This window comes from Marinobacter fuscus (genome assembly GCF_003007675.1).
Taxonomy (GTDB): Bacteria; Pseudomonadota; Gammaproteobacteria; order Pseudomonadales; family Oleiphilaceae; genus Marinobacter; species Marinobacter fuscus.
Genome location: NZ_PXNP01000103.1, coordinates 23,199 through 43,327, shown reverse-complemented (window position 1 = coordinate 43,327; position 20,129 = coordinate 23,199). Strand labels below are relative to the sequence as shown.

Sequence of the window (20,129 nt, the reverse complement as noted above, 5' to 3'; positions counted from 1 at the left end):
TGCTGCGATTCTACTGGTCACAGGGAATTTCGCCAAATGCCCGATGCATTGCTGCGAAGTGTGAACCAGGTCTGGTTGACACAAAAGGTGACAAATTCTGACACAAGGTGACGATGCATGCCTTTATGATGTAGGTGTATCATCAGGTTCATTGTTCTGGAGCTCAATAAATGGCACACGATAACAAGGTAGTAAGGCTGGCTGGCCAGAAATCCTCTGGCCGGTTCGCGTTGCCATCCGAGTTGGTGAGACTCCGTGATGCCTCCGGGCAGCTTTTGAAAGGGGTGCTGGCCAGCTTTTTCGAGCAAGCGGACGACAGTTTGTTTGCATTGGCAGACAGAGCCGCTTCGAACCAGGATCAGACCGCCTATTTCGATGCCATGCGGGAGCTTCGCCTGCGCCGTAAGTCCATGACGGTGGCCGTACTGCAGTATGTCAGCCAGGCCTTTAATGAGCTGGGTAGTTTCAAGCCTGCTCAAACCAAAGGATCACTTGAAGAAATTGACCAGGATTCACTGAGCCTGGTTGACCATTCTGATCTGGAGCAGCAGGTTGCAATTGATAACCTGACCAACCGACTCCGTACTACGTACCAGGAACCCGTTCGTTTGCTGAGTGCACGGATTCGCCATCTGGTACCGGATGTGGAATTGTCAGATGCCCAGATGCCACTGGGGCCGGAAGTGTTGTGCAACGCTGTATCAGAGGCCTGCACGGATCTTGATATCGAGATCCGGGCAAAACTGGTTGTGCTCAAGCTGTTTGAGCGCCTTCTGGTTGACAAACTCAGTGATTTTTATCATCAGTGCAACAAGACACTGGTGGCGGAAGGTGTTTTGCCGGATATGAAACGGGCTCCCGTGGGGGCGTCTGCCAGCGCCAATTTCCAGCGCCCGAAGCCGGGCCCGGCAATCCCGGGCCCTGAGAGCGATCTGGGCCTGGACGAGGCTGCGGGAAACGCGCCGACGTTCAGTGAACTCAGTGCCTTGTTGCACCAGCAACAGGTTGGTGAAACCCGTCCTGGTGTCAGTCAGGGCCACTATATTGATACCCGGAACCTGATGGCGAAGTTAAGCGAGCTGCAAGGCTCGATGCCGGAGCAGTCGGCTGGTATGCCGGTTCCATTGCGCCAGCAATTGCAGCCGGTGCTGCAGAGCACCGGTGGCACAAGTTTGTCGGTAGGGCAGGTCGACAGCGATGTAATCAATCTGGTGTCTATGCTGTTTGACTTCATTCTGGAAGACCGTCAGCTGGACCCGGTGATGAAGGTGCTTATCGGTCGTCTGCAGATTCCGGTTCTGAAAGTAGCCCTGAGTGACAGAAGCTTTTTTAACAGGGGCGGGCATCCGGTACGGAAATTGTTGAACGAGCTGGCGATGGCAGCTATCGGCTGGACGGAAAAGAAGCCGGGTACCCGGGATGCACTGAAAGACAAGATTGAAGACGTGGTGAACCGAGTGCTGAACGAGTTCACCGACAATGTGGCTTTGTTTGAAGAATTGCTGCAGGACTTCAGCCGCTTCATGGACCTGGATCGCCGCCGGCGTGAACTGGTCGAGCAGCGCCTGCGCGATGCTGAAGAAGGCCGCGCCCGGCAGGAGCACGCCAGTAAGTCGGCATCGGACATCATCAATAATGAGACTGCGGGGCGGGCGATTCCTGATCCTGTTTTGCAGGTTTTCCGTGAGCCTCTGGCCCGGTATCTGCAGTGGATCGTACTCCGCGAGGGCGACAGCAGTCCCCGGTGGGAGAGTGCGAAGGATCTGACGCGGCGGCTGGTTTGGAGCGTGGATCCGACACCGGTTTCTGCTGATACCCGTAGTGAACTTCTTCGGGCGATTCCGCAAATTGTTGATGATCTTCGCAAGGCGCTTCAGGAAATTTCCTGGGATCCGTTTGCCACGGATGCCGCCATTCGTGACCTTGAACTGGCCCATGTTGATGTGTTTCAGCGGCTGGTAACCGCACCGGTAGCTCCGTCGCCGGAGGAAGCCCTGTCAGAGGTGATGCCTGAACTTCAGGGAATGCCCGCGGATGTTTCCGGAGCTCAGCCGCCTGAGCCCGTATTGACGGCAACGGAAGCCCCTGAGCCTGAAAAAAACGACGAGAAAGCCGAGGCGCGGTCGGATACGCCAGAATTGCCGGCGCCTGAGGTGGTTCAGGCAGCACTTTCCGAGCCCGGTACTGAGCCCGGGATTGCGGATGAGGCAAATTTATCCGCCAGCGATGAACTGGTGGCTGCTCCTTCAGACGAGTGGTTGCGAAAAGCTGAATCGCTTACCGTCGGCTCCTGGGTAGAGATGCTTCGGGACGAAAGCCGGTTGCGCTGTAAGTTGGCGGCCGTGATCAAGGCCACCGGCAAGTACATTTTTGTTAATCGTAGTGGAGCAAAAATGGCGGAGTATTACCGGGATGGCCTGGCTCTGGCGTTGCAGGAAGGTAGCATCACCATATTGGACGATGGCCTGATTTTTGACCGGGCACTTGAGTCCATTATCGATAATCTACGCCACAGCCGGAAAGATTAGCACCCGATAGCGCTTTGTGATTCAATCAGATGAATCACTTACAGGCGCTATCGGAGGTGTTTTGACCAGTTCCATAACCCGTGCACCAGGCAGTTCAGGCGAAAGCCGGGATTGTGTCAAAACGCTCCGGGAGACCGGCCTGTTTCCCGATGCCCGTTGGTGCCCGTCACCAAACTTTGGCCCGAGGCCCGAGGGCGCGGGCATTTCCTTGCTGGTGGTGCACAACATCAGCCTGCCGCCGGAGCAATTTGGCGGCCCGCACATTGAACACTTCTTCTGTAATCGGTTGGATCCCAACGCTCACCCCTATTTCCAGACCATCGCCAGCCTGACAGTGTCTGCCCATGCCCTGATTCGCCGTGACGGGTCGGTTGTCCAGTTCGTCCGGTGTCTCGACAGGGCCTGGCATGCCGGGCGCTCTTGTTTCGATGGCCGGGAGGAGTGTAATGATTACTCAATTGGGATTGAGCTTGAAGGTGCTGACCAGATTCCTTACACCGATGCTCAATATAGACGCCTGGCCGCTCTGGCAAGGCTTGTGATGCAGGCCTGGCCGAAGGTAACTCCTGAGCGGATTACCGGCCACAGTGATATAGCGCCCGGCCGCAAAACCGATCCGGGTCCTGCGTTCCTCTGGCGCGAATTCCGGCAACGGCTGCAAGTTTCGGAGGCGGACTGAATGGCTCTGGTGGTGTTTCTGATTGCTTACGTGATTCGTCGGCACCTGGATGCCCGGAATCGTCTGAATGGCGATGCGCTCTGGCGCCGGTTCTTTCATGGTCGGGCAACGGTAGAAGCGGGCCGGGAACGGGATGTCCGGGCAGGCCTGCTGTATGTGTTGTTGCCTGCAGGAGTCGCTGGCGGCCTGGTGTATTTGGCGCAGTCGGCGGGCGTGCGGGTGGCGCTGTATCCTCTGGAGTTGCTGGTATTGGTGCTGCTGCTCGGCGCACCCGGGTGGCAAAGTCTGATGCGGGCTTATTCCGGCGCCTGGTCACAGGGCGACATGCAGGCGGCCTGGCATCAGGTCCAGGATCGTCTCCCGGCGTCTGAACGGGGGGCGGCGCTGTCACCAGAGCAGATGCATATGTCGGTTTCCCGCGCTTTTATGTTGTCAGTTTTCGAGCGCTATTTTGTGGTGGTGTTCTGGTATGCGCTGGGCGGTATCGGTGCTGCATTGATGGCGAGGGGTGTTCTGGCTCTGGCTGAACACTGGCCGCAGGTAGCCGCAAGGGAGCGTTATCGGGGCATGGCGAGGCTGGTTGGGTGGGTGCCCGTGAGGCTACTGTCCTGCACCTTTGGTATTGCCGGCGATTTCGCGGGCTGGTCCCGTGAAATTCGCAAGGTGTTTCCCGGAGTTGGCCGGACAACCCGGGATGTACTCATGATTTCCGCCAACGGGTCGTTAACCGGTTATGCGTTGGATCCGGAGCGGTTCTCCCAACTGCACCCGGAGCAGTGGCCGGATTTTGGCGAGCGGAGTCTCGGCGCCATCCGGGATCTGCTCAATCGCAGCATGTTGGTCTGGATTTGTGCCTTTGCACTGCTTGTGATTGCCGGGGTGCTGTAAATATTTCGTCAATGAGGGCGTAAATATCTACAGAATAACACCAAGTAGTGATTAATTTTTCTTGGCGTCGGGCGATAATCAAATAAAAGAATAACGATTCACTCTATTGCGTCAGCGAGAGGGCACCGTGAAATACATTATCAATCCGGCCGTAGCTCTGATGAACCGGCTACCCATGGTTTACAAGTTCAGCCTGATCAGCATTCTGTTTCTCGGGCCGATACTGGTGTTGTCCTGGTTGGTGATTTCCGGGCTTAACCAGTCGGTTGCCACCATGACACGGGGTATCGAGGGGCTGGCGGAACTGGAGAAAGTCGAGCGGTTGCTGGTGGCTTCTTTGAACTATCGGGATTATCAGGCACCCGGAGTGATCAAGGATGACCAGGCTTTGCTGGCAAAAGCCAGTCAGTCCGCAGGCGATATTGATGCCCTGTTATCCGACCTGTTGGAGCACGAGCGTTCTTTCGACGGTTCTGGCTCCTGGCGGGCTCAGGTTGAAGCGGTGCAGAATGCCTGGTCTGCGTTGAAAAGTGACCAGAGCTATCAGGGCAATATCGATCCGCAGTTCAAGTATTATCAGGAGTTTGTCCAGAAAGTGACAACGCTGTTGCCAGCGACGATTGAAATCTCAGGGCTGGCGCAGAGTGACTCCCGTGAAAACGCACTTCTTCTTGGCCTGGTAAGCGGCACCCTGCCAGACGCACGGGCCACCCTGGGGCGGGCACGCGCCTATGGCGTATACGCTCTGGTAGAGGGGCAGGTCGGCTTCGCTCTCAGTGAGACCCTGAATGGCATCTACGATCAACTAACCAACCAGGCGACTTTGCTGTCGCCAGCCCTGGCGGGGGCGACCGAAGTGTCGCAGGCTCTGGCTGCGGGCTCCGCAGGAGCTGTTGCCCGGGTAGATGAAAGTCTGACCGCGGTTCGGGATGAGCTGGATGCTAACGTTATCACCCCGATGCGGCTGGAGTTACCCTGGCAGGATTACGACGCCCTGGTGTCTGACCAATTGGGTTACTTCGACACACTCACCGACGGTATTTTCCGGGTGGTCGAGGGCAATCTTGAAACCCGCCTCGCCAGCGAAACCCGGCAACGTATGCTGATTATCGTAGCACTGGTATTGGTGATGCTGGTGGTGGTTTACCTGTATATCGGGTTCTTCATGTCGGTTCGGATCGCTATAAATCGCTTCAGTCAGGCGGCACGCAATGTGGCGGCCGGGGATATGACCACCCGCATTTCCCTCAGTAACCGGGACGAACTGGGCGAGCTCACTTCCGAATTCAACAGCATGACCGACCGTATTGCCCGGTTGGTTCGCTCTGTTGGTGCTACCACTGCGGATGTCGACCAGCAAGCGGTGGCTGTGAACGATACGGCGGCTGCCAACAGTCGTGCGGTAGCGCGCCAGATGGACGAAACCGGGCAAATCAGCGAAGCCATGGGGCAAATGGTGGAGGCTGTTAATGAAGTAACTCAGAGCGCCCACCGGGTCGCAGACAGAGCAGGCAATGCGGAGCAGGATACTGAGCGGGGGCGAGGTGTTGTAGCGGATACCGTGGCGACCATTAACCGTTTGGCCAGCGAAATTGCCGGAGCCATGGATGTGGTGAATCGGGTGAGTGCCGACAGCGATAACATCAGCCAGGTGCTGGTGGAGATCAAGGCCATTGCGGAACAAACCAATCTGTTGGCGCTGAATGCGGCCATTGAAGCAGCCAGGGCCGGGGAGCAGGGCAGAGGCTTTGCGGTGGTCGCCGATGAGGTGCGCTCACTGGCTCAGCGAACTCACAAATCGACTGAAGAAATTGAAGGCATGATTTCGCGCTTGCAGGGTGGCGTTAAAGAAGCCGTGTTGGCCATGGCTAGCTCACGGGATGCCACCGAGCAGACAGTGCAGAAGTCTGGCGAGGTTACCGAAGCGCTGGACAGAATTGCATCGGGCATTTCCGAAATTGTGGATATGAGCCATCAGATTGCCCAGGCTGCCGAGGAGCAGTCGGCGGTGGCCCATAACGTGAATGCCAACGTAGAGCGAATCAGTGATGTGGGTCGGGAGACCGAAGAGAACGCCAGTCACACCCTGGATTCATCCCGCCAGATGTCGGAACTGACCGCGTCGTTGCAGCGTCTGGTGGAAGCCTTCCGGGTGTGAACCCGGGAAGGCCGTCAACAATCGGAAAATCCGGCCCTCAGAGGCCGGATTTTTTCTGTTCCCAGAGTATTTCCTGAGCACCTTCCCGACGAGCCAGTACTCGGGCAACCACAAACAACAGGTCCGACAATCGGTTAAGGTAGTGCCGTGCGGCGGTATTAATCGAGTCTTCATGGCCCAGCGCGACCACCACCCGTTCGGCGCGGCGGCAGACAGCCCGGGCCAGGTGGCATTGTGCCGCAGCGGCAGAGCCGCCCGGCAGGATAAAGTTTTTCAGCGGCGGCAGGTCTTCGTTGTGTTCATCCAGTGTCTGTTCCAGCCAGTTGATATGGTCATCGCCAATCACTTTGCTGCCGGGAATGGCGAATTCACCACCCAGATCGAACAGGTGGTGTTGAATGCGCCGGAATAACTCGATCATTGGGTCGTTGGTGGGCAGAGTTTCTACCAGTATGCCGATGTGGCAATTGAGCTCATCGGCTGTGCCCATGGCTTCGACCCGTTGCGCGTTTTTTGCGATGCGGTTGCCGTCGGCCAGGCCGGTAGAGCCGTCATCACCAGTGCGTGTATAGATTTTCGAAAGGCGATTGCCCATAACCTTGCTCCCTTTGGAGTTCGTCAGATGAGGTCTTTTACCCTGTGGGTCAGCATTCGGTTCACTGGTGCGTCCATATCGACGCGCTCTGCCAATCGCACCAGATAGCCATTGATGTAGGCGATTTCGGTGGCGCGCCCGGCCAGCACGTCGGCGCGCATGGAGGAGGTATTGCCTGCGGTGGCGCGGGCTACCGCCTCAATGCGTTCGCGCAGTTGCCGGGGGGATTGCGCCGGTTGCCCGGCAACCTCAAGCAGCTGGCTGAGTTCGTTGCACAGAGGCTCGATCCACTGCTGAAAAAAAGGCTGCTGTAACAGCTCGCCGTTCAGGCAGTCCAGTATCGCAGTAAACGGGTTGATGCCCGCATTTACGATCAGCTTTTGCCAAAGCCGGTGCATAATGTCATCTGCCGGAATCACTGTCAGACCACTGCTCTTCAGCGCTTCAACTACCGTATCCCGATGGGCCTTGCCGGTGTCGGTGAGCGCCCCCAGGCGAGTTGTACCGGCTCCTGCATGTATCAGTTGGTCTGGCCGGGGGCGGTTGGCTCCCTCGGTTGTGGCGGCGGCCAGGATGGGCCTGTTCGGCCAGGTGTCGGCCACCTGTTGCTGGCTTCCCAGGCCATTCTGGAACAGCACCATGGGTACAGACTCTGGCAGAGCCGGAAGAACGCATGACAGGGCGGCCAGCGTGTCTCCGGCTTTGGTTGTGACCAGCAGGGTTGTCGGAGTCTGGCGGGCGCTCAGCCAGGGAATGGTGATGTTTCGCGATGGGCCTGAAACCGGCGAGAAATCGTAGTGTTCAGGGGCTGGAGATTGGGCGGGGCGGGGCACAAACGCCACCTGGCCAGCAGGTAGCGTTGCGGCCCAGAGCCGGCCCATGGAGCCGGCGCCGAGAATGGCAATCATGGCCTTACATGGCCTCGATTTCTGCCCGTTGGGTGCTGAGCCGCTGCAGGCTGCCCTGGGCATCCTTCAGCTTGTCCTTTTCCTTTTCAACCACGTCTGCCGGGGCTTTGGCAGTGAACTTTTCGTTGTTCAGCTTGCCTTCCAGGCGGCCAATCTCCTTGTTCAGGCGTTCCAATTCCTTGTCCAGGCGCTTGAGTTCGGCATCCTTGTCGATCAGGCCAGCCATGGGCACCAGAACCTGCATTGCGCCTACCAGCTGGGTAGCGCTCATGGGGGCTTTGTCGCCCTCAAACCACTCCAGGGTTTCCAGCTTGGCCAGGGACATCAGGAACTGGCGGTTGTCGTTCAGGCGGCGCTGGTCGTCGGCGTTGCCGCCTTTGAGCAGTACCGGTACCTGCTTGCCCGGGGAGATGTTCATTTCACCACGAATGTTGCGCACCGCCACGATCACGCCTTTCAGCCACTCGATGTCGCCAGCTACGGCGGCATCCTGCTTGCTTGCGTCAGGCTGCGGGTAGGCTTGCAGCATGATGCTGTCGCCTTGCTGCCCGGCCAGAGGGGCAATGCGTTGCCAGATTTCTTCGGTAATGAACGGCATGATCGGGTGCGCCAATCGAAGCACGGCTTCCAGCACCCGAACCAGAGTGCGACGAGTGCCGCGCTTGGCTTCGGCGTTGGCGCTATCGTCGTTCAGGGCCGGTTTGGAGAGTTCCAGATACCAGTCGCAGTATTCGTTCCAGATGAATTCATAAAGGGCGTGAGCCGCCAGGTCGAAACGGTATTGATCCAGATGGCGGATCACTTCCTGTTCGCAGTGCTGCAACTGGCCGATAATCCAGCGGTCGGCCAGCGACAGTTGAACCGGTTCGTTGTTTACGCCGCAGTCTTCGCCTTCGGTGTTCATCAGTACGTAACGGGCGGCGTTCCACAGCTTGTTGCAGAAGTTGCGGTAGCCTTCCAGGCGCTTCATGTCCCAGTTGATGTCACGGCCGGTGGTGGCCATGGCCGCCAGGGTGAAGCGGAGAGCGTCGGTGCCATGGGCGGTAATGCCTTCCGGGAATTCTTTCTCGGTGCGCTTGCCGATTTTCTCAGCCAACTTTGGCTGCATCAGGTTGCCGGTGCGTTTTTCCAGCAGGTCGGGCAGGCTGATGCCGTCGATCATGTCGAGCGGGTCGATGACGTTGCCCTTGGATTTGGACATCTTGTCGCCATGCTCGTCTCGGATCAGACCGGTGACATACACGGTATGGAAGGGCACTTGCGGCGTGCCGTCTTCGTTCTTCATGAAGTGCATGGTCATCATGATCATCCGGGCGACCCAGAAGAAGATGATATCGAAACCGGTGACCAGCACGTCGGTGGGGTGGAAGTTTTTCAGGCGTTCCGTGATTTCCGGCCAGCCCAGAGTGCCGAAAGTCCACAGGGCGGAGCTGAACCAAGTGTCGAGAACGTCTTCGTCCTGATTGAGTTCAAGATCGGCGGCCAGGTTGTGCTTCTGGCGCACTTCGTCTTCGTCGCGGCCAACATAGATATTGCCCTCGGCGTCGTACCAGGCCGGAATCCGGTGGCCCCACCAGAGTTGACGGGAGATGCACCAGTCCTGGATGTCGCGCATCCAGGCAAAGTACATGTTCTCGTACTGCTTGGGCACAAACTGGATGCGGCCGTCTTCCACCGCTTCAATGGCGGGTTTGGCCAGGGTTTTGGCGTCGGCAAACCACTGGTCGGTAAGCATGGGTTCGATGATCAGGCCGGAGCGGTCACCACGGGGTACGCTCAGTACGTGGTCTTCAATCTGTTCGACCAGACCAGCGGCTTCCATATCCGCAACAATCTGTTTGCGGGCGGCTTCTCGGGTCAGGCCAGCGTAGGCAGCAGGCAGGGTGCCGTCGAGGCTGGTATTTTCAGTGCCGTCGGCGTTGAACACTTCAGCCACGGCGCGGATGTTGGCGTCCTGGGTCATGACGTTGATCATGGGCAGGTTGTTGCGCTTGCCAACGGCGTAGTCGTTAAAATCGTGGGCCGGGGTGATTTTGACGCAGCCGGAGCCTTTTTCCGGATCGGCGTGGTGGTCGGCCACAATGGGGATGCAGCGGTTAACCAGCGGCAGCAGTACGTGCTGGCCGATCAGGTGCTGGTAGCGTTCGTCGTCCGGATGCACGGCTACGGCGGTGTCGCCCAGCATGGTTTCCGGGCGGGTGGTGGCCACGATGACGTAGTCTTTGCCGTCCTGGGTTTTCTGGCCGTCTGCAAGCGGATAACGCAGGTGCCAGAAGAAGCCTTTCTCTTCTTTGTTCTCGACTTCCAGGTCGGAGATGGCGGTGTGCAGTTTCGGGTCCCAATTGACCAGACGTTTGCCACGGTACACCAGGCCGTCTTCGTACAGGCGGATGAACACTTCCTGTACGGCTTTGTAGAAGCCGTCGTCCATGGTGAAGCGTTCGTTGCTCCAGTCTACGGAGTTGCCCAGGCGGCGCATCTGGCGGGTGATGGTGCCGCCGGAGTGTTCTTTCCAGTCCCAGATGCGTTTGATGAATTCTTCGCGGCCCAGGTCGTGGCGGGTTTTGTCTTCTTCGGCGGCGAGTTTGCGTTCCACGACCATCTGGGTGGCGATGCCGGCGTGGTCGGTGCCGACGGTCCACAGTGCGTTACGGCCCTGCATGCGCTTGAAGCGGGTGAGGGTGTCCATGATGGTGTGCTGGAAGGCATGGCCCATGTGCAGGCTGCCGGTCACGTTGGGTGGCGGGATGGCGATGCTGTAGGAGTCGCCTTCGCCGGTGGGCTGGAAGTAGCCTTTGGATTCCCAGTTTTCGTACCACTGGCGCTCGATGTTTTCTGGCTGGTAGGTTTTTTCCATGGGATTTTGCAGTGACCGTTTGGTTGTTTCACATAGGGGATTTTGAATTGGCCGATTATACATGGTCGCCTTCATTGCGGCGAACCTTGGGGCTCTTTCCCTTTTGGTCGGCGGCATAAGTTTCAGGGCGCAACCTGCGGATTGAGGTGCAATGAGCGTTCATGAGGGCTTTCTGATGTCGTGCCTTGCGATGTTGGGGATTGGCTTTCCAAAAACCGCTACAAGCACATCCCTGTGCGCTTCTCTCCGGCCATCCATGGCCTCCGAAATTTTTGGAAAGCCAATCCCCAACCTCACTGATCTGTCGGCGTGCCTGCCTTCAGAGTATCAACTTCAATCTACTGAGTTGCTATTGGTGTTCTGTTTGTATAGGGGCTGCGCATGTTTCCGGGCGAACAATATACTGTTTGCGTTAGAGCGGTGGCGTGAGTATCAGCGCCGCCGCATATCATGCACGCGGGCTTCGATGCCTTTCTGGCGGAGCTGTTTGTAGTGGCCGCGTGCCTGGTTGAGGGTGGCCGGGTCGTTGTGGGCGACCAGGGCCAGGCGGCGGTATTGGTGGGCGTCATCGGGGAGGGTGGATGACAGTACGATGATGGTGTCCCAGTCTGCGGCGGTGGGTGGGTGCAATAGCAGGCCTACCGGGTCGGTGCAGGGAGTGTTGGGATCGTGTGCGATGCTGTGGGGGATGAAGGTTTCGGGGTTGAAGGTCCACAGCAGGTCGTCGAGTTCTTCGGCCTGTTGTTGGTTATCGCACAGGATGCACACGCGGTCGCCCTGCTGCCGGGCTTTGTCCACGAGTCGGGCGACGTGGAGGTGGCGGGCGGCGGGGGTATTCTGGGCGAGGATGTGAAACCAGTAGCGTTGGTTGTTGTCCTGCGCGTCGGAGGCCCCGGCAGCCTGAGGGCTGCCGGGTTCCGGGTTTTGTTGCGGGTTATTTTGCATGGGACATCAGGTAGTCGACCAGCAGCGGTACCGGGCGGCCGGTGGCGCCTTTGGCTTTGCCGGAGTTCCAGGCGGTGCCAGCGATGTCGAGGTGGGCCCAGCGGTATTCTTTGGCGAACCGGCTCAGGAAGCAGGCGGCGGTGATGGTGCCTGCCGGGCGGCCGCCGATGTTGGCCATGTCGGCGAAGTTGCTGTCGAGCTGGCTCTGGTAGTCGTCCCACAGGGGCAGGCGCCAGGCGCGGTCACCGGTGCGTTCGCCAGCGGCGAGCAGTTCGTTGGCCAGTTCGTCGTTGTTGGAGAGCAGGCCGGTGGCATGGTGGCCCAGGGCGATGATGCAGGCCCCGGTAAGGGTGGCCATGTCGACCACGGTTTCGGGGTCGTACTTTTTCACGTAGGTAAGGGCGTCGCACAATACCAGACGGCCTTCGGCGTCGGTGTTGAGGATTTCGACCGTCATGCCGTTCAGGGTTTTGACGATGTCGCCGGGGCGTGAGGCGCCGCCATCCGGCATGTTTTCAGCGGCGGCGATCACTGCGACCACGTTGATTTTCGGTTTGGTTTCGGCGATGACTTTCATGGTGCCGAAGACCGAGGCGGAGCCGCCCATGTCGTATTTCATTTCGTCCATGCCTTCGCCGGGCTTGAGGCTGATGCCGCCGGTGTCGAAGGTGATGCCTTTGCCCACCAGTGCGTAGGGCTTGTCACCCGCCTTGCCGCCACGGTATTCCATCACGATCAGGCGCGGTGGCTGTTTGGAGCCTTTGCCGACGGCGAGGATGGTGTTCATGCCCATCTCTTCCATCTGTTTTTCGTCGAGGATTTCGGTGGTTATGCTGTCGTATTCTTTGGCCATGGCCTGGGCCTGTTCGGCCAGCCATACCGGGTGGCAGATGTTGGGCGGGGTGTTGCCCAGGTCTTTGGTGTAGTTCATGCCACGGCCGGTGGCCAGGCCCAGGTTGAAGGCGTCTTTCAGGGCTTTGCTGGTGTCTGAGGCCTGCGCGATGACTTTGTTGAGTTTGGGCGCGTCCTGTTGTTCGGTTTTGTATTCGGTGAAGGTGTACAGCTGGTCTTCTAGGATGCGGCCGATCAGGTTCAGTCGGCTGGCTTCGCTGTTGGCTGCTTCATCGCCACAAAGGGTGTCACTCAGAGCGATCAGGGCGTTCTTGGATGGGCCGGTTTTCAAGGCGCCAACAACGGCCGTCAGGGCTTTGCGGAAGTGGCTGGCCTTGCGTTCGTCATTTTTGCCGGTGCCGACGACGATCAGGCGTTTCCAGGGCTGTTCGACCAGGGGCAGGCTGGCAATGGAGGCGTTTTTGCCGGTCAGGTCGCCAGCGGTTTCGAGCTGTTTGATCAGTCCGCCCAGAGCCTCGTCGGCGGCTTTGGTGGATTCGGGCCAGTCGCCCTGTTCGGGCAGGCCGATCACCAGGCAATCGGCTTTGGTTGCAGTCAGGGCTTTGTTGGTCAGGCTGAAATTCATGGCAACTCCTGTGGTCATCCTGTTGTCAGGTTGTGCGTCGTCGAGTGGTCTCGCGCTGCTGATCGTGCCCTAAGAATTGGGGCTATGTTCCTATTAATCAAGCCGGGCTGGCATTGTTACGATGGTTCCATCGTGCCGACCCGTGCTGTCAATCGTCGGAAAGGTTAAATAGAATACGCGCTGTTCCCCCGAACCTCCATTCTCCAGAGACGGCACCGCCAGAGAGACTGATTTGAGCATTATTTTCCGTTACCTCATTCGCCAGATAATGGTCAGCATGATTGCGGTGTCCAGCATTCTGTTGCTGGTGTTCATGAGTGGCCGGTTTATCAAGTATCTGGCGGATGCCGCCGAGGGTGAGATTGCGGCGGGTGTGTTGTTTTCCATTATGGGTTATCGCTTCCCCGGGTTTCTGGAGCTGATTCTGCCGTTAGGGTTGTTTATCGGTATTTTGCTGGCTTATGGCCGGATGTATCTGGAAAGCGAGATGACGGTACTGTTTGCCTGTGGTGTGAGCGAAGGGGAATTGTTGAAGAAAACGCTGATAGGGGCGGTTCCGGTGATGCTGGTAGTGGGCGCCATGAGCCTGTTTGTTTCGCCCTGGGGCATGAAGCAGGTGGAGCGGATTTTCAACGAGCAGCGTAAGGCGACCGAGTTTGAGATGCTGTCGCCCGGCCGTTTTCAGGACTTTACTTCGGGTAACCGGGTGACTTACACCGAGGCCCTGAGCGAGGACAAAAAGCAATTACAGGGCGTGTTCATTGCCGAATATGACCGCAATGGTGAGGGCGTTACGCTGATTACCGCAAAGTCGGGCTCACAGTTGATTGACGCGGAGACCGGTAGCCGGTTCCTGATTTTGGAAGACGGCGGGCGTTTTCAGGGCACGCCCGGCAGGCTCGACTATAACGAGACCCGGTTTGAAGCCTATGGCCTGAAGATTCTCAGTGGTGAAGAGGGCACCAGAGAACTGGAGGAGGGCATCAGCACACTGGCTCTGTTGTCTTCGGAAGACCCTGAGCAGCGGGCATTGCTGCACTGGCGGGTGTCGCTGCCTTTGATTGTCCCTATCGTAACGCTACTGGCTGTGCGCCTGAGCCGGGTGAATCCGCGGCAGGGTCGGTTTTTTCATCTGCTGCCCGCTATGCTGGTGTACATCACCTATCTTGGGCTGCTGATCGTGGCCCGTGATGCGCTGGCGGATCAGAAGGTTCCGGAATGGATCGGAATGCTATGGGTGCATGCGTTATTCCTGGCGCTTGGCCTGTGGCTGCAGTTTGGCCCTTCATGGCTGCACCGTCGCCGGATTGAGCGGGAGGGCAGCGCCAGTGCATAAGATCGATGGCTATGTGATGCGCACGGTTGGTGGTGCTATGTTTCTGGTGATGGTGGTAGTGCTGTCGCTGGATATTATTTTCGCTTTTATCGCCGAACTGGAAGATACCCGTAACGGCTACCAGACGCTGCAGGCTCTCTGGTATGTGGCGCTCACCTTGCCCCGCAGAATTTATGATTATCTGCCGCTGGGGGCGTTTATGGGTTGCCTGGTCGGGTTGGGGTCGATGGCCAGTTCCTCTGAGTTAACGGTGATCCGGGCGGCCGGGGTATCGCTCAAGCGGATTGTGTGGTCGGCGATGAAGCCTGCGTTACTGGTGGTACTGTTGGGTGTGGGCATTGGTGAGTATGTTGCGCCAACAACCGAGCGTATCGCCCAAAGTGATAAAGCGGTTGCGCTGGGGGCTGGCCGGAGTGTGGCGGCGGCTCATGGTGTCTGGCACCGGGAAGGCAATACGTTTATGCATTTGAACGCAGTGCAGCCCAACGGTGTGCTGCATGGCGTTTCATTGTTCCGCTTTGACGAAGAGCGCCAGCTTGAGATGTCCAGCTTTGCTGAACGGGCTATCTATCAGGGCGATCACTGGCGGCTGGAAAATGTGGTGTCGACGCGCATCGCTGATAATCAGACGGTGAGAACCGAGCAGCCCTCTCTGCGCTGGGATAGCGGGTTGTCGCCGGAGGTGCTCAGCGTGTTGATCGTCAAACCCGAGAACCTGTCGATGACTGGCCTCTACACCTACTCCGTGTATCTCGGTGAGCAGGGGTTGAGTGCCGCTCCCTACTGGCTGGCGTTCTGGAAAAAGACACTGATGCCTCTGGGTACCGCAGTGATGGTGCTGGTAGCCATTTCCTTTGTGTTCGGGCCGTTGCGCTCGGTAACCATGGGGTTCCGGGTGTTCACCGGGTTACTGGTGGGGCTTCTGTTCAAATATATGCAGGACTTGTTGGGGCCAATGAGTATGGTGTACGGCTTCAATCCCTTGCTGGCCGTGCTGGCACCTATCCTTATCAATGCTGTTGTGGGGGCTGCGCTGATGCGCCGGGCGGGCTGAGTGCCTGCCCGGTTGCGGAAATCAGGCTTTGACCGGCCTGGGAATGGACACCACCACGCTGTTAGAGGTTCTGTCTGTCAGAGACAGGCCGTTGATCGGGTAAAACAACGCGATGATGGCCGGAAGGCTTAGCAGCAAGGTAACTGCGCCGAGGTAATAGGCGCCGACCATGCTCAGGAATACCACGGCGGCAGCGGTTACGTAGCGTATCAGGGCCTGGGTCCAGCTAACGCTGGTGCCATCCAGGTTCTCGATCCGTACCCGCCAAACCTGCATACCCAGAGTCTGGCCGATACGGGTCCAGAAATAGGCGAAGAACAGATAGAGCACCAGGAACAGGGTGAAGGTCAGGCCGGGATCGCCGCTCAGTTCGCCTGCCTCGGCCATTTGCTCATATTGATCCCAGCCGGTGCTGAAGCCGCCGATCATGGTGTAAACCCAGCTGACAACGAGCATGACTGCGATGCTGATCAGTCCATCATAGATAATAGCCAGGGCACGCTTGAGTGCGGTGGCCGGTGGAAGCAGTTCCTCGGCGTCATGAAAGCGTCGGGGCATGGGGTCTCCTGTGAGTTTTCACGTTTTTCCTGTTCTCGGCGTGTGCTAGAGTAGCTGATTTGCACACGCGTGTAAGTCATCGTATCCAACCGTGGCCCGGCGGCTCTGCTGACGGGTTTCCGGCAAGGTGTTTTAAAGGTCTAAAGGTATCGAAGGTCTATGAAAACCGCAGAGTTGCGACAAGCGTTCCTCGAGTATTTCCGGCAGCAGCAGCATGCCATTGTGGCCAGCAGTTCGCTGGTGCCCCATGACGACCCAACTCTGTTGTTTACCAACGCGGGGATGAACCAGTTCAAAGATGTGTTCCTCGGCCGCGACCAGCGCGACTATACACGAGCGACCACCTCGCAGAAATGTGTGCGTGCCGGCGGCAAGCACAACGACCTGGAAAACGTGGGTTACACCGCCCGCCATCATACGTTCTTCGAAATGCTCGGCAATTTCAGCTTTGGCGATTATTTCAAGCGCGAAGCCATTAATTTTGCCTGGACTTTCCTGACCGGTGACAACTGGCTGAATCTACCACGGGAAAAACTCTGGGTAACCGTATACGCCGAAGACGACGAGGCTTATGACATCTGGAATCGCGAAATTGGTGTGCCAGCTGAGCGTATCGTCCGCATTGGCGATAACAAGGGCGGCCGCTATGCGTCGGATAACTTCTGGCAGATGGGCGATACCGGTCCCTGCGGCCCCTGTACCGAAATTTTCTTCGATCACGGCCCGGATGTAGCCGGTGGCCCTCCCGGCAGCCCGGATGAAGATGGCGATCGCTATATCGAGATCTGGAACGTGGTCTTCATGCAGTACAACCGCACCGCCGACGGCGAGATGCTGAACCTGCCCAAGCCCTCGGTGGATACCGGTATGGGCCTGGAGCGCATTGCGGCGGTGCTGCAGGGTGTGCACAGCAACTATGAAATCGACTTGTTCCAGAATCTGCTGGCGTCTGCATCCGATGTGCTGGGTGGCGTTGCGACTACCGAAGCCTCACTGCGTGTGGTAGCGGATCACATCCGCTCTTGCGCCTTCCTGATTGCCGATGGCGTGATGCCGTCCAACGAAGGGCGAGGCTTTGTACTGCGTCGGATCATCCGCCGGGCCGCCCGCCATGGCAACAAACTGGGTGCTTCCGAGCCGTTCTTCTACAAGCTCACCGGCGCTCTGGTGGAACTCATGGGCGAGGCCTATCCGGAGCTGGTCAGCAGTCGCAAGCAGATTGAGAAGGTGCTGCTGCAGGAAGAAGAGCAGTTTGCCAAGACTCTCGACAAGGGCCTGCGCCTGCTGGAGCAGGATATTGCCGAACTGAAAGGCAGCGAGATTCCCGGTGGGACGGTGTTTACCCTGTACGACACCTACGGTTTCCCGGTCGACCTGACCAACGATATTGCCCGTGAGCGGGGTTTGACGCTGGATTATGAAGGCTATGAAAAGGCCATGGAAAGCCAGCGCGAGCGGGCCCGGGCAGCCAGCAAGTTCGGTATCGACTATAACGCTGCGGGCATTGTCATTGAAGGTAAAACCGAGTTTACCGGTTATGACCACATCGACGGCCATGAGCGTATCCGCACCGTGCTGGTGGCTGGCGAAGAGCGGAATGCCGAAGCTGGCGACGAGTGCGTGGTGGTATTGGAGCGCACACCTTTTTACGCCGAATCCGGTGGCCAGGTGGGCGATACCGGCCTGCTGACCTGGAGTGGCGGCCGTTTTCAGGTAACCGATACCCGTAAAGAAGGTGATAACCACCTGCATGTGGGCACGCTGATTGAAGGTGAAATCTTCCCCGGGTTGGAAGTGGACGCCCGCATTGATCATGCCCGCCGCGAACACACCAAGCGCAACCATTCAGCGACCCACCTGTTGCATGCGGCCCTGCGCAATATCCTTGGTGAGCATGTTAGCCAGAAGGGCTCGCTGGTCGACCCGGACAAACTGCGTTTTGACTTCTCCCACTTCGAAGCGGTGACAGTGGAACAATTGACCGAAATCGAGCGTCAGGTTAACGAACAGATTCTTCAAAACACCCCGGTCGAGATTGATATCACGGATATGGAAACCGCTAAAGCCAAAGGTGCCATGGCACTGTTCGGCGAGAAGTATGGCGATGAGGTTCGGGTGCTGAGCATGGGCTCCGATCGATACTCGGTAGAGCTGTGCGGCGGCACTCACGTTAGCCGTACCGGCGATATTGGTCTGTTTCGGATTACTTCAGAGAGTGGTATTTCCTCGGGTGTTCGCCGTATTGAAGCGGTAACCGGGATGGGGGCACTGGCGTGGCTTGATTCCACCGAGCGCACGCTGCGTGAAACTGCACGCCTGGTAAAAGGTACCCGGGAGTCGGTGATCGATAAAGTCCGACAGGTGCTGGATCGCAACCGTCAGCTTGAAAAAGACGTGGATGCCCTGAAAGCCAAGCTGGCAAGTTCAGCAGGCAGCGACCTGGCAGGCTCTGCGGTTGAGGTGGCTGGTCTGAAAGTGGTGGCGTCTGAACTTGAAGGCGCAGACCGCAAGACCCTGATGGAAACCGCCGATCAGCTCAAGAACAAACTGGGCGAGGGCGTGGTGGTACTGGCCACGATCGAAGATGGCAAAGTGGTGCTGGTGGCAGGCGTGACCAAGTCGGTAACGGGGCGCATCAAGGCCGGAGACCTTATGAAGTACCTGGCGGCTCAGGTTGACGGCAAGGGTGGCGGTCGTCCGGACATGGCTCAGGGCGGTGGCACCAATGTGGCCAAGCTGTCGGAAGCCCTGGCTGGCGTGCCGGACTGGGTTCAGCAAAATATTAGATAAACAACTGTTTTCACATGCGGGCGGAGGTTTATAATTCCGCCCGTTCTGTTTGTGCGGAGTTGTCTGCTCCGCCGGGATTCCTCCACTCGGAGTTTGGGAAAACATGGCTCTGCTGGTTCAAAAGTATGGTGGTACGTCCGTCGGTACAACCGAACGGATTGAGGCGGTGGCTGACCGGGTTGGTCGGTTCCGCAAGGAAGGGCACGACGTGGTCGTGGTGGTTTCGGCCATGAGCGGCGAAACCAATCGATTGATTGCGCTTGCCAGTGACATTATGGAAGAACCGACGCCCCGCGAAATGGACGTACTGGTTTCTACCGGCGAGCAGGTGACGATCGCTTTGTTGTCGATGGCGCTGCAAAAGAAGGGGTTTGACGCCCGCTCCTATACTGGCAGCCAGGTGCGGATTGTCACCGATAGCAGCCACACCAAGGCGCGGATCAAGCAGATTGACGAGCAGAACATGCGTAAAGATCTGGATGCGGGCCGGGTAGTGGTTGTGGCCGGATTCCAGGGCATGGACGAAAACGGCAACATTACCACGCTGGGGCGTGGGGGCTCTGACACCACTGCGGTGGCGTTGGCCGCCGCATTGAAGGCTGATGAGTGCCAGATTTATACAGACGTGGACGGGGTATATACCACCGACCCGCGCGTGGTAGACAGCGCGCGCCGGCTTGAGCGGATCACCTTTGAAGAAATGCTCGAGATGGCCAGCCTGGGCTCCAAGGTATTGCAGATTCGCGCGGTCGAATTTGCGGGTAAATACAACGTTCCTTTACGGGTACTGTCCAGCTTCAAAGAAGGTAACGGTACCCTGATTACACTTGAGGATGAGAACGCCATGGAACAACCGGTCGTTTCCGGCATTGCTTTCAATCGTGATGAGGCCAAACTGACGATCTCCGGCGTGCCGGACACCCCCGGTAGCGCGCTGGGAATCCTCAAGCCGATCAGCGATGCTAATATAGAAGTAGACATGATTGTGCAGAACGTGGGCGAGGACAACAAAACCGCCTTCACCTTTACTGTGCATCGAAATGATTTCAAGCGGGCACAAGAAGTACTGCGTGGTGTCACCAAGGAGTTGGGTGCCGGTGAAGTGGGTGGTGATACCAAAATTGCTAAGGTCAGCATTGTTGGTGTGGGTATGCGCTCCCATGCAGGCGTGGCTACTATTATGTTCGAGGCATTGTCGAAAGAAGGGATCAACATACAGATGATCTCCACGTCGGAAATCAAGATTTCGGTGGTGATTGACGAGAAGTATCTGGAATTGGCCGTCCGGGCGCTGCATAGCGCGTTTGAATTGGACAATGCCGGAGTTGAGGAAACGTTCTGATTCGGATCGGAAAT

Annotated in this window: 14 protein-coding genes; 8 read left to right on the top strand and 6 right to left on the bottom strand. The window is 57.8% G+C overall.

The window, feature by feature from the left end; translation table 11 throughout:
• Positions 1–170: 170 nt before the first annotated feature.
• The 4 genes from C7H09_RS14960 to C7H09_RS14945 all read left to right on the top strand — a co-directional run bounded on the left by C7H09_RS14960 (position 171) and on the right by C7H09_RS14945 (position 6,253).
• A complete protein-coding gene (locus C7H09_RS14960; RefSeq protein ID WP_106764094.1) occupies positions 171–2,528 on the top strand; it encodes a DUF1631 domain-containing protein in 2,358 nt (785 codons plus the stop codon).
• Between the two features lie 73 nt (positions 2,529–2,601).
• A complete protein-coding gene (gene ampD, locus C7H09_RS14955; RefSeq protein ID WP_106764409.1) occupies positions 2,602–3,207 on the top strand; it encodes a 1,6-anhydro-N-acetylmuramyl-L-alanine amidase AmpD in 606 nt (201 codons plus the stop codon).
• Complete coding sequence (locus C7H09_RS14950; RefSeq protein WP_106764092.1) at positions 3,208–4,095, top strand: histidine kinase; 888 nt, start codon at positions 3,208–3,210, stop codon at positions 4,093–4,095.
• Positions 4,096–4,222: 127 nt separating this feature from the next.
• A complete protein-coding gene (locus C7H09_RS14945) occupies positions 4,223–6,253 on the top strand; it encodes a methyl-accepting chemotaxis protein (RefSeq protein WP_106764407.1) in 2,031 nt (676 codons plus the stop codon).
• A gap of 37 nt (positions 6,254–6,290) precedes the next feature.
• Here the strand turns inward: C7H09_RS14945 and C7H09_RS14940 are convergent, their stop codons facing one another.
• The 5 genes from C7H09_RS14940 to C7H09_RS14920 form a co-directional block, all read right to left on the bottom strand.
• On the bottom strand, positions 6,291–6,848 hold the full coding sequence (locus C7H09_RS14940) for a cob(I)yrinic acid a,c-diamide adenosyltransferase (protein ID WP_106764089.1): 558 nt from the start codon (positions 6,846–6,848) through the stop codon (positions 6,291–6,293).
• 23 nt (positions 6,849–6,871) lie between these two features.
• Entirely contained in the window at positions 6,872–7,756 is an 885-nt protein-coding gene (locus C7H09_RS14935; RefSeq protein ID WP_106764087.1) for a ketopantoate reductase family protein, read from the bottom strand.
• Positions 7,757–7,760: 4 nt separating this feature from the next.
• Positions 7,761–10,613, bottom strand: coding sequence for a valine--tRNA ligase (locus tag C7H09_RS14930; RefSeq protein WP_106764405.1), 2,853 nt, complete (start codon positions 10,611–10,613; stop codon positions 7,761–7,763).
• Positions 10,614–11,045: 432 nt separating this feature from the next.
• A complete protein-coding gene (locus tag C7H09_RS14925) occupies positions 11,046–11,558 on the bottom strand; it encodes a DNA polymerase III subunit chi (RefSeq protein ID WP_106764084.1) in 513 nt (170 codons plus the stop codon).
• Positions 11,548–13,035 (bottom strand): leucyl aminopeptidase, encoded by a 1,488-nt coding sequence (locus tag C7H09_RS14920; protein WP_106764081.1) that lies wholly within the window; start codon positions 13,033–13,035, stop codon positions 11,548–11,550. The genes C7H09_RS14925 and C7H09_RS14920 overlap by 11 nt, the downstream gene beginning before the upstream one ends.
• 232 nt (positions 13,036–13,267) lie before the next feature.
• Here C7H09_RS14920 and lptF point away from each other — a divergent pair, with 232 nt between their 5' ends.
• Both lptF and lptG read left to right on the top strand, forming a co-directional pair.
• Entirely contained in the window at positions 13,268–14,371 is a 1,104-nt protein-coding gene (lptF, locus tag C7H09_RS14915) for an LPS export ABC transporter permease LptF (RefSeq protein WP_106764079.1), read from the top strand.
• Entirely contained in the window at positions 14,364–15,425 is a 1,062-nt protein-coding gene (gene lptG / locus C7H09_RS14910; RefSeq protein ID WP_106764076.1) for an LPS export ABC transporter permease LptG, read from the top strand. Before lptF ends, lptG begins: the two co-directional genes overlap by 8 nt.
• Before the next feature lie 21 nt (positions 15,426–15,446).
• On the opposite strand, the gene C7H09_RS14905 is transcribed toward lptG, so the two are convergent.
• Positions 15,447–15,983, bottom strand: coding sequence for an RDD family protein (locus tag C7H09_RS14905; protein ID WP_106764074.1), 537 nt, complete (start codon positions 15,981–15,983; stop codon positions 15,447–15,449).
• 159 nt (positions 15,984–16,142) lie between these two features.
• Here C7H09_RS14905 and alaS point away from each other — a divergent pair, with 159 nt between their 5' ends.
• The gene (gene alaS, locus C7H09_RS14900) at positions 16,143–18,773 is read left to right on the top strand and encodes an alanine--tRNA ligase (protein WP_106764071.1); all 2,631 of its coding nucleotides are present in this window, start codon (positions 16,143–16,145) and stop codon (positions 18,771–18,773) included.
• 103 nt (positions 18,774–18,876) lie between these two features.
• Entirely contained in the window at positions 18,877–20,115 is a 1,239-nt protein-coding gene (locus tag C7H09_RS14895) for an aspartate kinase (RefSeq protein ID WP_106764070.1), read from the top strand.
• Positions 20,116–20,129: the final 14 nt, after the last annotated feature.

Bases quoted from the DNA above. Each gene is read 5' to 3' on its own strand.
- C7H09_RS14960 (WP_106764094.1), top strand. From the start codon at position 171: ATGGCACACGATAACAAGGTAGTAAGGCTGGCTGGCCAGAAATCCTCT.
- C7H09_RS14950 (WP_106764092.1), top strand. From the start codon at position 3,208: ATGGCTCTGGTGGTGTTTCTGATTGCTTACGTGATTCGTCGGCACCTG.
- C7H09_RS14940 (WP_106764089.1), bottom strand. From the start codon at position 6,848: ATGGGCAATCGCCTTTCGAAAATCTATACACGCACTGGTGATGACGGC.
- C7H09_RS14935 (WP_106764087.1), bottom strand. From the start codon at position 7,756: ATGATTGCCATTCTCGGCGCCGGCTCCATGGGCCGGCTCTGGGCCGCA.
- C7H09_RS14930 (WP_106764405.1), bottom strand. From the start codon at position 10,613: ATGGAAAAAACCTACCAGCCAGAAAACATCGAGCGCCAGTGGTACGAA.
- C7H09_RS14925 (WP_106764084.1), bottom strand. From the start codon at position 11,558: ATGCAAAATAACCCGCAACAAAACCCGGAACCCGGCAGCCCTCAGGCT.
- C7H09_RS14920 (WP_106764081.1), bottom strand. From the start codon at position 13,035: ATGAATTTCAGCCTGACCAACAAAGCCCTGACTGCAACCAAAGCCGAT.
- C7H09_RS14905 (WP_106764074.1), bottom strand. From the start codon at position 15,983: ATGCCCCGACGCTTTCATGACGCCGAGGAACTGCTTCCACCGGCCACC.
- alaS (WP_106764071.1), top strand. From the start codon at position 16,143: ATGAAAACCGCAGAGTTGCGACAAGCGTTCCTCGAGTATTTCCGGCAG.
- C7H09_RS14895 (WP_106764070.1), top strand. From the start codon at position 18,877: ATGGCTCTGCTGGTTCAAAAGTATGGTGGTACGTCCGTCGGTACAACC.